At 32.6% G+C, this 13656-nt stretch carries 13 protein-coding genes; 1 reads left to right on the top strand and 12 read right to left on the bottom strand.

Annotation, left to right across the window (positions count from 1 at the left end; genetic code table 11):
- Positions 1-167: 167 nt before the first annotated feature.
- Complete coding sequence (locus tag J7574_RS03060) at positions 168-848, bottom strand: hypothetical protein (protein ID WP_290964051.1); 681 nt, start codon at positions 846-848, stop codon at positions 168-170.
- A gap of 118 nt (positions 849-966) precedes the next feature.
- Positions 967-1245, bottom strand: a complete 279-nt coding sequence (locus J7574_RS03055; RefSeq protein WP_290964048.1) for a hypothetical protein — start codon at positions 1243-1245, stop codon at positions 967-969.
- Between the two features lie 174 nt (positions 1246-1419).
- On the opposite strand from J7574_RS03055, the gene J7574_RS03050 reads away from it, so the two are divergent.
- The gene (locus J7574_RS03050) at positions 1420-1812 is read left to right on the top strand and encodes a helix-turn-helix transcriptional regulator (RefSeq protein WP_290964041.1); all 393 of its coding nucleotides are present in this window, start codon (positions 1420-1422) and stop codon (positions 1810-1812) included.
- A gap of 1 nt (position 1813) precedes the next feature.
- Here J7574_RS03050 and J7574_RS03045 read toward each other — a convergent pair whose 3' ends face one another.
- The 10 genes from J7574_RS03045 to J7574_RS03000 all read right to left on the bottom strand — a co-directional run bounded on the left by J7574_RS03045 (position 1814) and on the right by J7574_RS03000 (position 13640).
- Positions 1814-2299 (bottom strand): Mov34/MPN/PAD-1 family protein, encoded by a 486-nt coding sequence (locus J7574_RS03045; protein ID WP_290964036.1) that lies wholly within the window; start codon positions 2297-2299, stop codon positions 1814-1816.
- Positions 2292-4049 carry a ThiF family adenylyltransferase gene (locus tag J7574_RS03040; protein WP_290964033.1) on the bottom strand — a complete coding sequence of 586 codons (1758 nt, stop codon included), beginning with the start codon at positions 4047-4049 and terminating at the stop codon, positions 2292-2294. The genes J7574_RS03045 and J7574_RS03040 overlap by 8 nt, the downstream gene beginning before the upstream one ends.
- Positions 4046-5089: a CBASS cGAMP synthase gene (locus J7574_RS03035; protein ID WP_290964030.1), complete on the bottom strand. Its 1044-nt coding sequence runs from the start codon at positions 5087-5089 to the stop codon at positions 4046-4048. Before J7574_RS03035 ends, J7574_RS03040 begins: the two co-directional genes overlap by 4 nt.
- Position 5090: 1 nt before the next feature.
- Positions 5091-6110 (bottom strand): CBASS cGAMP-activated phospholipase, encoded by a 1020-nt coding sequence (locus J7574_RS03030; RefSeq protein WP_290964027.1) that lies wholly within the window; start codon positions 6108-6110, stop codon positions 5091-5093.
- 205 nt (positions 6111-6315) lie between these two features.
- Complete coding sequence (locus J7574_RS03025; RefSeq protein WP_290964024.1) at positions 6316-7512, bottom strand: C1 family peptidase; 1197 nt, start codon at positions 7510-7512, stop codon at positions 6316-6318.
- 221 nt (positions 7513-7733) lie between these two features.
- The gene (locus J7574_RS03020; RefSeq protein WP_290964021.1) at positions 7734-8894 is read right to left on the bottom strand and encodes a BamA/TamA family outer membrane protein; all 1161 of its coding nucleotides are present in this window, start codon (positions 8892-8894) and stop codon (positions 7734-7736) included.
- 65 nt (positions 8895-8959) lie between these two features.
- A complete protein-coding gene (locus J7574_RS03015; protein WP_290964017.1) occupies positions 8960-9928 on the bottom strand; it encodes a transporter in 969 nt (322 codons plus the stop codon).
- Positions 9929-9994: 66 nt separating this feature from the next.
- A complete protein-coding gene (locus J7574_RS03010; RefSeq protein ID WP_290964014.1) occupies positions 9995-11170 on the bottom strand; it encodes an AraC family transcriptional regulator in 1176 nt (391 codons plus the stop codon).
- A gap of 132 nt (positions 11171-11302) precedes the next feature.
- A complete protein-coding gene (locus J7574_RS03005; protein WP_290964011.1) occupies positions 11303-11881 on the bottom strand; it encodes a DUF4136 domain-containing protein in 579 nt (192 codons plus the stop codon).
- 358 nt (positions 11882-12239) lie between these two features.
- The gene (locus tag J7574_RS03000; protein ID WP_290964009.1) at positions 12240-13640 is read right to left on the bottom strand and encodes a DUF2252 domain-containing protein; all 1401 of its coding nucleotides are present in this window, start codon (positions 13638-13640) and stop codon (positions 12240-12242) included.
- Positions 13641-13656: the final 16 nt, after the last annotated feature.

Here is a 13656-nt window from a genome sequence, read left to right as displayed (position 1 = left end):
ACCTTAGCGCCCTTTGCGGTAAAAAAAACACAGCAAAAAAAAAGTCCGCAATAGACACAGCTTTGCGAACTTAATCTTTAGATTCCACTCAAAATAACCTTTGCGTACTTTGCGTAAACCTTAGCGAACTTTGCGGTTAAAAAAAATATGCGGTCAAATAAAAAACCTTATTTCATTGTCAAAGTTTCGCTTTTAAACCTTTTCATTAAAGTATTTGCTTTTTCATTTTCGTTTATTGCTTTTAAGGACTGAGCATATCTATAATAATAAATAACATCAAGATCTTGGGTTTCATCAAACAATTTAGCGTAATACCCTACTGCTGCGCTTAAATTGCCTTCAAAATAAAAACGGTCTGCGACTTTTTTAAGCATATCGATAGATTTATAGCCTTTATCAATCACTTTTTCATAAGTGTCGACCATATTTACGGTAATATATTTTGAAGTCGAAGGAGCAGGAGCCGTAACTTCTACCTTTACAGGCGATACAGAAGCAGACGAACTTGCCACGATTGTTTTTGCTTCTATTGCATTTGGAGCTACTTTCGGTTTTCTTTTTACGTAATTCGGAATTACCGTTCTTGTATTATTAGGTCCAAGATCGTAGGTATCGATCAAGTCTAATTTTGAAACTTGGTAAGTAATAATTCTACCTCCAAAAAGTTTATTTATTCTTTCCTCTACATAATAAGATTGTATTACAAAATCATCATTAGAAAGACTATCCGTCAACAGTGTCGTTTTTCCTGGTGCTGGAGAGGCAGAGGCATTGTTTGTGCGCTGGGCAAAACAGCTCAGAGAAAATACGAACGCAAGTGCAACCATAACTGCTTCATACTTTTTCATGATTCCTGAATAAAATTAATGCTCCAATTAAAAAACTCACCTTAAAGATACTGATTTTCTTTTACTTAGCTTTTATTCTGACTGCAAATTACCCAGAAAACCGATAAAGTACTTCTTTTTACGAATTCACCATTTGAACGCAGGCTTTTTGAATTTCTTCGTCTGAAAATGGATGCAATGTTTTTGCCAGCATGGCACTTATTCTAATACAGCTTAACATCTTAATTCGCAAAGAGAGATCGTTTCCTTGTTCTGTTTCTAGAAGGTATTCAAAAATTTCGGTTAAGTATTCGGGATGTTTTCTAAATTCTCCGTCAAAACAAATATCCGATACCAATTTAGATACCGATTTTATCACTCTCTTTTGACTTGCATTGCTTTCGTTTTCTGTTTTCATGGCGTTTAGTTTTTTGGTTTTTGAATTGAATATTATAAGAAAAATTGTATTTTTATTCCATGCAATTACGCAATAGATTGTTTAGTATCAAAATAAGCCAGCTTGGTATATCACCAATAAACTTTGTAATTTACTATAGACCTAATTTTTAAGGATTTTTAATATCTTTGAAGTATGAGCACAGCAACAAAACCAAAACATATCGGGAGAAACATAAGCCGAATTAGAGAGCTTAGAGGAATGAAACAAGAAGCACTTGCCATTGCCATTGGCTTGAGCCAACAAACGGTTTCTAATATTGAAGGAAGCGAAACGATTGATGACGAAAAACTAAACATAATTGCAGAAGCTCTTGGAGTTTCAGCTGAAGCAATTAAGAATTTTTCTGATGAAGCCGTTTTAAATGTTATTGGGAATACTTACACCAATAACGACATTGTTAATGCTGGACTTAATTATAACTGTACTTTCAACCCAATTGATAAAATTGTAGAACTTTATGAGCGTTTGGTTCAGGCTGAAAAGGATAAAGTGGAGTATTTGGAGAGATTGATGAAGGGGAAGTAAATTACATATCATCTAAATATAAATCTATCCAAGTAATTTTTTTTGAAATAATTTTTTTCCCATTATAAATTCCAATAAAAAAAGATTTAGTTCCAAAAATAATCATAACGATAAAAGGCTCATTTAATATGTTTTTCTCAAACTGTTCTTTAATCATTTTTATATCTTGAGAGGAAGGATTAGGCACCTTTTCCGGATGTGTATGCCATTCTCCTAAATAAATAGTCTTGCCTTCACTTTCCTTAAACTCAAAGTCTATTATTTTTTGAGCATTTTTAATGTCTCTTTCAAATGAATATCTTTTAGATTTATCATCCCTACATGGCACGGAATTTTTCAATATGTAAATATTTTTTATAAAAACTTGCCCTAATAAAATTCCTCCAGATTCATTTTTAAATATTTTATCCTGCTTGTAATTTACAAAATCACTTAAAACCCTTTTTGATAAAAAAATATTAAAATCTCCAAGTTTTATTTCAATCATAATTTTCTATTATGGACCCAAAAGTTTTGTTATTTGCAAAATCAGAAAGATCAATATTATTTTCTTTTAAAAAATCTACATCTCCAATCCATGTAAAAATTTTACTATTTAAATCTGAATTTACTATTATTTTTGCTAAAAGAGGAAAAATTGAAGATAAAAAAAGCATGAGATTTTGAGAAGAATATGGAATATAAGTTGTTTGGCAACCCGCTTCTTTCAGAGCAATTACGTTTTCAACCGAATTATAATGCTTACTATCAATAACATTATATTTATAATTATTTTCGTCAAACAAATTTGGATATTCAATCAAATTGTTCGGATTTACATATACAACATGCCCTCCTGCTAAATATGGTTCGACCCAAATAAATATTAGAGGCTTCACTATATCTCTTTTTTTTAATGAATTAAATAACCAGTTATCTATATTATCTTTTCCTGTCGCAACAAATATGTAATCTGTATTATTCAAAAAAGAAACATCATCTTGAATAACTTTAACTATAGAATCTTCAATTGTTTTAATTTCTTGCAAAGGATTCAATTCAATTAAGTAATCTTTCATACCTAAAGTTTTATATTTCTTGACACTATTAAATCCTAAAAAATGCCTTCCAATATTTTCAACTTTTAATTTATCATGATCAATCAATTTAAATTCAGAAATACCCATTGAGTTTAAAAAATAAACTAAATGAGAACCTACGCTTCCAACGCCACAAATTAAAAATTTATACATATTAATTTTATCCAAACCAGCTGTACGCATTCTCAATCTATTTGGAGTGTAGGTTTCCAAAGAAACACGTCCAATTTTATCTTTTTTTTGATACTTAGATATTGCGTCAAATGGTTTTATTTTATTTATACGAAACCCTTTCTTATTTATTTCTACTGATTTGTTATACCAACCTATTAAGATTTTTTTACTAGGAGTTACATAATTTGTTAAAACAAAATAAATAGATGTAGAATGATTATTTACGTAACGTCTATACTTTTCAAGTAAATTTTCATTAATTGATTTCAGCATTAAAATTATATCTTCATTACTAAAATTATAGGGAGGATAAAAATTTTTACTATTAATTTCAAAATAAAAAACTTCCTGTTCAGAAAAGTGTATTCGTTTATATTTCAAAAATGATTTAAGTTTTATTGAAATTTCATTATTATTATGTACAATATAATTAAAACCAGCAACATTAGTTTTCAAATCCAACAAATATGGTGTTTTTATATCTTCTTCAGAATTAATCAAACACAAGACATTTTTTAGTACAGAATCCCCCGCAGAAAAACTACATTCCCAGTAAGATAAAAACTCTTCTTCAAAATCTTTAAAATTTTCTTTTCTAATTCCCTCTTCAATAATTTTTTTTGCTCTTTCAATACATTCAAATACAATTTCAAACGGTTTAGACACATTCGTTCTAGTAATTTCCGAATCAAACGTACAAATTAACCTATTATCATCTATATGGGGAATATATTTTAGATTTTCATAGTCAGAAAAAGATAGGTATAACTTTGGCAAAGACAGAGGAAAATCAAACTTAAAACAAATATCAATATTTATCTCTTGAATTTTATTTTCATGACTAATTTCAGTTCTTAATTTCCAAACCTCACTATATAAATCAAGTTTATAATATTTACATTGATCTTTATTATAGATTTCAACAGATTCAATTTGCTTTATACCATTGAAAGCAATTAATCTTGCCTCTTCAAATTCATTCATTTTGCACTTTTAGCTGTAGCTCCAATAATCGCTTTATTTTCATATGTATTTGAATCATCAATTGTATCCTTCGCCATTGAACATGGGAACCTATCTCCAAAATGTTTTTGCCATTTATAACACGCATCTTTTTGATTTGGATGATTTATTGCCTGCTCTCCTGATTCAATAAAAGTCTTTAATCTATCTAAAAAATATTGTTTTTTACTTTGAGAGTAGTTTTCAAATAAATCTTCATTGATAGGAGGTGTTGGCCTTAAACATTTACAATTATTACTATCAAGGTAATTTTTTATTTTGATTAATGTATCTTTTAAAGCAATATCATCGCGCTCATTTGGTACATAATTCTCTCCAGCAAGTATTGTCATTACAATACCAGGAGGCATCTCTCCTCTTAAATTATCCGCCCATCCTTTTAAATATCTTACAATTCTTCTTAGTTGAGCATCTTTTTTTCTAATATCGTCTAACCATACTCTATATTCTTGGGAAAACATTTTCTTTTCAGAAAGAAATTGTTCCTTAAAACCAGATCCTACCTTTTGCTCAAACCAAGCAATAAACTTAATCGGATTACTTAATATCCATCCTTCTTTAGTATGAGCCAGTTCTGGATTTACTTTACTTGCATAATAAATAGGAAGATCAATATGAAACTTTTCCTTCACATATCTAACTCGCACGCAAGTTTCTTTATCAATGATTTCTGCATAATTCTCATCTTCCCCTATAGCCAAAATGACACCATCATGAAATTCTTGTGGCATGGGTCTTTTCTCCTTTGATAATGCTCCTATAAAATATACTCCATCATCTAAATCATAATCATCATCAATAGGAGTTATTATTGTATCCATTATAAAAGAACCTTGGCTTTGAAACTCTAATTTATGATTGTCAAGATTTCTAATCAAATTAAATCTTGAGTTCATTTTCTCGCGAAGAGCATTCCTGACAGATTTCAGGATTACTCTTTTTTCTTCTTTCAATTTAATAGTTGAATTGTAAATTTTAAAAAGTTCATTACAGTTTGCCATATTATTTCACTTTATATGTTTTTTGTATTGTAAATATTTTTTTAATCTGTTCTTCTTTTTCAAATTCTAATGCTTGATCATTTGCTTTTATTTTCATGAGGTTCAAAGCATCCTTTGTTGCAATATCTAATTGAACTAAACTTTCTTGTTCTTTAGAAATTTTTGCACTTGGTATCCTTAAATACTTAATATTAACATTACACATTTCCTTAATTTTAGTTAAAAAAAAGTTTGAAAAATGACTCTGCCCATTCATTGAAGTTTCAAACAATTCTGCTCCCCAATCTACAAAAGATCGTTCTCTTTTTAATCCCACTTTTTTCCCTCCCGTTAATGATAGGCTACTTAATGAAAGTATTTCAATGGAATCATATTCTTTGTTTACTCCAACAAAATAATCAAGTGCTTCTAAAAGTCCAACTAATGTGGGATTATTTGCCCAAACACCTCCATCAATAAATTGTTCATTATTATAGTACTCAATTTCTGCTAATGGAAAATATGTTGGCGCAGCTGACGTAGCTAATGCTATATCAACAATGGGAGCTAAATTATCTCTTGACAATTCTCCATCAACATGATCGAACTTAAATACTTTCGGTTTAGCTTCAGTTATTGAATAACTTGGTATACACAGTAAGTTATTACAATCTTTAATTTTTTTATCTCCAAAAATTTCAACTAATGATTGTTTTAATCCTACATCTGAATATTTCCCTCCTTTTAAAGTTTGTTTAAAAAAGCCATAATCCATTATTTTTAGAAAAGGTATTTTTATTTTTTTGTGAGTCGGAAATATAATTTCCCCTTTTTCTTCGTAAAAATTACAAATATCTTCAGCAGAAATTTTTAATGATAATGCAAGAGCAATTAAACCTCCTGTTGATGTTCCACAAATCATGTCAAAATGATCACTTGTGTAACAATTAAATTTTTCTTCAAACTTTTTTAAGATCGTTGCAGAATATAAACCTTTTATACCTCCACCATCTATTGACAAAATCTTAAAAACCTTTCCCATATCAGATTATTAAATAATACGTTACATTTTAAGAAAAACAAAAATTAATAGCTCTGTTTTTCAATAATTTATTTACAATATTAGAAAAAATCTTAAAACCTCAATTACTGTTTTCCGTAAAAAAAATGAAAAATTACGCACAAAAAAAGCGCCGTAATCTTTTGGATTACGGCGCTTTTCTATTTTCTGTAAAACTCTAGGATAATTAAACCCCTAATTTCTTAGCAATTTCAGCAGGAATTCCTCCTTTGTTTACTAGTAATGCAGTAGTTTTATATTTTACGAAGTTCTTAGTTACAAACAAGAAACCTTTGTAGTCGTTTGTTTCTCCCCAAGAATTTTTTACGATATAGTATTCTTTTCCAGTTTGGTCTTTTGCAAGTCCGATAATGTGCATTCCGTGGTCGTCTGTTGTAGTGTAGTTATCAAACGCTGCTTGGCGCATTTCTGGAGTAATTTCTGGTTCTGCTTTTGGTCCGTTAAACATGTCTGCTTTTTCTTCAGCCGTCATATCGTCGAATTTTTTAGATGCTACATAAGCAACACCGTTTTTCCAGCTAAAGCTTTTCTCGCTAACATCTGTTGCCCAAGCTACAGTGTATCCTTTTTTCAAGGCGTTGTCGATAACATCTGTCATATCGTTCAATTTTACGTTGTAAACTTGATCCAATGACCAGTTGTCTGGCACCATCATCGTTGTTTTTTGGTAGTAAGGCGCATTGGTAAAGGATGACATTTCTACGTAATCATCTGGGTTAATTCCTACTACTTCTTTAGCAAAAGATTGTGGCGTATAGTTTTTTCCTTTGTATGTAAAGTTATCTGGCACTTTTCCTAAGTAAGAATCAATAACTGCTGCGTATGCTTTTTGCCAGTTTGGAGTTAATTCTCCGTTCGGGTTTTTCACCACTGCTGTAAGAACACCTTCGATAAGAGCACCCATTTCAGCAAATTTGTTTTTGTCTGTTCCGTAGTTTAATCCTGTATAAACTTCTCTTGGCACAGTTCCGTATTTTTTATACATATTAATTACATCGTGCAAAGCTCCACCGTCTCCAAGAGTAATTGCTCCGTGCATACGCACATAGTTCACCCCTTTTTCAACATATACGTTTCTTGCAGAATAAATTTGAGATAACTCAACAGGCTGTTTTCCTAAACGAATCATTTCTGACTCTAAGAATGAGTTTGTCGAGTAGCTCCAGCAAGTTCCAGATGATCCTTGAGATTTTACCGATGTTGTTCCTAGGTTAATTACTTCTGTAAATTTGAAGTTTTCTTTGCTTTTGTCGCTCGCATTTAGTTTAAGTGAATTTACTAAAATGTCTTGCGCAAAACAGCCTGCAGTTCCAGCCAAAAATACTGAAGCGGCAAACACTGATTTGAATGAAAATGTATTCATAATTTATGTTTAAGATTTAACAAAATTAGTCTTCAATGTTTCCAATTTGTTACAAAACAATTAAATATTATACAATTTGTGTAATGTTTAGTTGTTAATGTTTTCTTAACGGCATTATTTATTAAGATATTTAACGCAAAAAAGCCCCGATAAGGAGTATCAAGGCTTTTTAAATGTATTATTTTATAAGTTAACTTCTTACAAGTTTTTTGCTCAAAGATCTATCGTAACCAGTTGCTTCCAAAAACGATATAATATGCCCATTCTTCTGGTCCTTTGGCAACGTCTACACCCATACGGAGTTTAAATTTTCTAGCAATAAGGTATCTAAAACCAGTTCCGTAACTGTACACAACGGGTTTGGCAAAAGCTTGATCCCAATCGTTAAAAGCGCTGGCGAGACCTCCGTATCCCATAAGACTCCATCTTCGGTACAAATCCCATCTAAATTCTAGTTCGCTCACAATACTGGTGTTTCCCATATATCGCGCTGCTGGAATACCTCGCATATTGATTCCCGGTTTTAAATAAAAAGGCGGACTCCCCAACGCCTGCTCCCCTTCAATCCTTAGTCCGCCAATTAAAGTTTTCGCCAACGGATAATATCCTATTGCCGATAAATTAATACGCCATGCCTGATAATCGCTCCCCAATGCTTTATCAGACCAGAAAAAATCGGACTGAATCCGTATTCCTTTATCTGGCGTAAATATATTATCACGTCCGTCAAACTGCAGCGCAGCTCCTAACTGACTTATGGTACTTTTAATATCTTTCGGATCGACAAATGGCGGCGGAAGATTAAAATCGGGCAGGTTTATTTTTGAATTTAAAAACAGATATTGCGGTCCTGCGCTCCATTTTGCATTTTTAAATTGTTTGAGCCACTGCGTATAAAATATAGTCGATTTGAAATTAAGCTTAAATTCCTGATCTGCCTGATTGGGCAGATTGTTGGCATAAAATGATAAATTCATGTCGCCATAAGCGGCAAAAACACGGTATAGAATTTTAGGTTTTACCAATGTTGCAGAACGAAATGCTCCTGCCATCCAGCTCTTGTTTGCGGTATACATTCCTAATCCTCCTGTTATATCTGGATTTACGAGACGTTTGGTTCCGTCTGCTTCAATAACAGGTGCGCGTTTTTTTAGGAAAACTGGAGCAACAGCACCTCCAAATCCTCCAAGAGCAGGTTCTGTAACAATAGTGGGTACTACTAAGAATCCGTTTGCGTAGATAAGAAAATCGCTTAAATCGAAGGCTCCGTCTATAGAATCTTTAAAAACTACTTGATGTTTTTGTGCGCTTAGAAAATTAAACGATAAAGTAATCAAAAGCAAAAATAGGATGTTTTTTTGTGTCGGTTTTTTGTTTTTCATATAAGATTTGATCATTTATATTTAAAATTTCACCTCATCTCCAAAACCTGAAATTCTTAGAAAAATCATTTTTTCTTAAAACTGAAAGTATGTGCCAGCGTGATAAAAAAGGTGTTTCCTTGAAATCTATTTTCAGCATTTACTTCTCCAATCCATCTAAAACCTGCAGTGGTCATACTTTTTATATGCAAGTAATTAACCTCTGCGCCAAGTCCAGCAACTTTATCTTTGTCCGGTTCAATAAAAATGTTGTTTGTTACAGGAATCTTATCGTCTGACACTTTATATTGCAGATAGTAAATTAAACCTGCGTTGAATATTCCTTTAGGAGCTGTTTTTTCGGCATTCATGCTATAAAAAGTTTTTCCTAGACCGCCTTCAATACTTAAAATGTCTCCCGTTTTGATGTCGGTATCTTTTTTCTTTCCATTGATTTCATAAGAAGCTAAAACCGAAAAATGAAATGTTTTTTTGTCGTTAAAAAAGACTGTAGTTCCTGCTGAAAACTCATTCATAAACATTCCTAAACCGCTATTGTCACTAGCTCCAAGCTCATATTTACCTGTTGGAAGATACATTTGATAGCTGAAAACAAAATCGGCTCTTTTATTATGCCAACCCAATTGAAGAGGCACAATGTACATATCGGTAAATGCAAAATCGCTTTTGGTATCGGTATGACTTCCTTGAATGGTATTGGAAGCTCCAGCCAATAAAATTCCAGCTCCATAATTGGCTCCCAAAATTTTAAAATCGCTTACATAAGATGCGCCTACACCTGTAATAAACATAGTGATATCTGGATTTCCAACTTTATCTCCGTTAGAATCTCTTAAAGAAGAGGCACTATAAATGTATCCTGGAATGTATACGCTTAAGGTATTTTCTGGAGCCTGAGTCCCAGATTGAAGTCCCATTGCTCCCAAAATATGCCCTCCTTTTAATTGGGCATTCATATAGAAAGAAAATAATAGCAGGATTGCTGTGACAACCGATTGGGCTATCTTTTTAGAATGATGAACTGTTGCTTTCATGCTGAAATATTTTGAATGGATTAAGGCTCTGTAACAGCCATTAACAATTTAATTTTGCAGAAAGAATTACTTAAAATAATACGCTTCTGAACGATCAGGATTTATACGGATCGTTTTAAAATATTCTGAAGGAGATTTTCCGGTGTGTTTTATAAATGCTCTAAAACAAGTTGTTCGGGATTTAAAACCAGAACCCCAAGCCATGCCTTCTAATGATAAATCTTTCCATTCTGGATCGTTTATTTTATCTTTAAAATATTCAATCCTTTTAAGATTTACATAATCCTGAAAATGAAGATCAAATTCAGAATTAATCAAATTAGATAAATGATGCACGGATATTCCCGTCTCGTCGGAAAGATCTCTGATTACGAAGTCTTTTTTTAAGAATAGGTTTTTAGAATTTAAAACGTGATCCAGTTTTAAAAGGTATTCTTCTCTTTTTTCGAGCGTAAGTTCGTTGGTTATCGGAATTGCAGTCTTTACTTCTTTGGTTTTTACGACAAGCGTATTGTCTACCACAAAATCGAATGTTTCTTCTTCATCGTGAAAAATTTGCGGTCTGAAATAAAGCCAGCCTACCGTAAAAAACAATACCGAAGAAATTAACACATAGCAGGAAAGATCGGTTGCATCTACTTTTCGCAATAAAAAGTGATGAACAAAAAGCGCCGAGAATAAAAATAGAATCATCAAGTTATACACTCTAATCCAGTTTATTACTTTAGTATGATGAAATTGGTTTCCTTTAAATTTTTTCAGATCATAGTTTAAAATCAACATGGTTTGAAAAAAGACATAGAACAACCAAATCGTCAATGTTAAAACAGAAAACGGATTTTTGATTAATTCTGCAATATAATCGACAGCTTTTATATTAGTGTGGCTTCCAATATAAACTACTAGCGTTAAAAAGAAATAAATAACAAAAGGCACAAAATGCAGCCAGTCGTATTTTCTGAAACTTTTATTTAAGGATAAAATGTTTCTCACGTACAAAAAAGAGCATGGAGCGGTTAAAAATATAAACGCTTTGGTAATGGTAAAGAGATCTGGGAAATTTTTAAATAAGTTGGCCGACAAATAAAAATTATAGATACTCACCACCGCCAAACTCAATAGAAACATTCCCAAAAAGAAACTCTTAGAGTAATTTTTCTTGGAAAATAACACCATAATTGAAGTTGCCAAACCTGCAATTGTGGCTACAAAAAAGAATAGGGAAAGTAAAATATCGATCATTTTTTAAGTTTAATTAGTGGTATTAGAAATTTTCTTAAAATCTTAAAAATAGAATGCGAGAAGGGGCGTGTAGTTATAAAGTATTGTACTTGCCGAAGTTTGGCAAGTACAAAGACTTTATTTCAGTTTTACTTATTTTTTAACTGCTCCCGGAGGGAAACCAGCTAGTATTTTTTTAATTGCGTCATTAATAAATTGTTCTGGATTATCTGGTCTGCTGTCAATTTCAGCATTTCCGATTCCTTGCCAAAGCAGCTTATCTGTTTTTGTAGATACGATATCTATAACCAATGAGCCATCAACATAATCGTAAGTATTAAATGTTGTATTGGCACCACCCATCATAGCACCGCCTCCCCAATATCCGTAAGGACGATACATTCCTCCGTACCCGTAAAAGTCAGTATTGGCGCTAACAGATGTTTTGTTTTTTAGGATAGAAACAGCATTTACTTTTAAATCTGGATTGCTAGATTCTGTAAATCCTTTTGCCAGCATTTCGTTTCGAATCGCTTTTGCAACACGATCAACATTTAGTTGATTAACCTGTCCTTGCTGCGCTTTTAAGTCGTAAACCGCAAAGGTTTTATATTCGCTAAAGTTAGCAGCATGATCATAATCGGTTGTAACTTTTACAGTTGGAGAGCAGCTGTAAAATAAACCCAAAACTAAAATTGGGATTATACGAAGACTTGTTCTTTTAATATTCATGTTGTGTATTTATTAAATTAATAATTAAATCTGTTTAACTCGAATGTATTAAAATCGTAAAAATCTTGAACGAAGGGCGTATAACATAATCAATAATCGCTCATACAACACAAACCACTACTAAACAATTACTTAGGTCACTATCAAAGATAAATCATTTTATTTAATTAACACTAATAAATAAATAAAATCTTACGTTGTTGTTTTTTGGTCTTGTTATAGCCAAGATTTTTGTTTTTTTAATATTCTATTTACCTTTTACATCTCGGTGATTGCCACATTCTTTTTTTTTGAAGAAACTATTTACAAAACGCATTAAAACACAAATTCTCCTAAAAACTTTAATTGATTACAGAATTTAGATTTCGGCTGCTATGGGCAGTTTTCCGTGTTTTATTGCTTCTAACATTTTATTGTAATCCGATTCGTTTTGAGCGGCATATAAAATCGAAAACTCAGAAATTGCATCGGCAAAATCGTCTGATTCTCCAATATAACCAGAAATGATGGAAGGATCTCCCGAGCGTGCGTGTGCCCTTGCTAGCGCCCATCCGCAGGCTTTGGCATAATCTGCCATATTTTTAGGTTTCATAACTTCGAGAACTGGCTTTATTTTGGCATCTCTAAGCTGACGAATATAGAAAAACTTATTTTTACTGTCGTTTGTCCAACCCAGAAACATATCAGATGCCGACTGCATTAATTTCTGTCCCATCACAATGCGTTCGCCCTGATGTGTATATTTGCCTTTGATTTTTACATTTTCTTCGAGCACGCTTTTTCTGGCTTCTTTAAACTGTAAAAAAATAGGTTCGCCAGAAGCAGACATCAATAAACTAATGCCGCAAAGGGTTCCAACACTTCCTACGCCAACCACTTTGATGGCCACATCATGCACCATATATCGGCTTAACAAAACTTGTTTGTCTTCTGAAAGAGATTCTACATATCTTTTGTGAATGATTTCTCCTTCTTGTGCGATTTGTTTTTCGAGATTCCCACTTGGATGAAATATCAAAGGCGGATCGTCTTTTATACGCGCTCTGGCTCCATCAAAATACGTCATCTTTGCAAACTCCTTTTCGTGAGCAGTATACTCTGATGCTTTTTTTATTCTTTTCTGATCAAATTCTTTAAGTTCTTTATCATGTCCCAGATCAATCAGTTCTGCAAAATCAATATCGGCATACCAAATTTGAAGCGCCGATAATTTGCTGTACTCTATCATGTGCCGTTTGTAACTGTCGGCAACATGCCAAGCAAATTGCTTACAGTTTTTATTGGTGAACTTTCGCCATTGTCCAGCAATAACAAAACTGGCGGCTAATCTTTTTATATCCCATTCCCAAGGCCCAGGAAATGTTTCGTCAAAATCATTAATATCAAAAACCAATTTTCGTTCTGGGGTTGCAAAACCGCCAAAATTCATTAAATGACAGTCTCCGCAAAGCTGCAGATTTATTCCCGATACCGCAGTATGAGCCAAATCTGCCGCCATAATTGCTGCAGCTCCTCTATAAAATGCAAAAGGCGATTCCATCATTCTTCTGTATCGAATTGGCAATAAACTTTCAACCCTTCCTATACTGGTCTGAATTAAAATGTCTACCGGATCTTTTCGGTTTTTAAAAGAATTCCAGTCCTGATGTTTTTCCAAAGGCACTTTTTGTCTAATAGAAGCTCCTTTTTGATAGCGCTCTGCCTTTGATACGACTGGATCAAATATGGTTTTGTCTATATGTTTCGATTTTTCAGACATCTTTTGATTGTGCTTT

The organism is Flavobacterium sp., from assembly GCF_017744675.1.
In the GTDB taxonomy this organism is placed as follows: domain Bacteria; phylum Bacteroidota; class Bacteroidia; order Flavobacteriales; family Flavobacteriaceae; genus Flavobacterium.
This window is presented reverse-complemented; position numbering and strand designations above follow the sequence as displayed.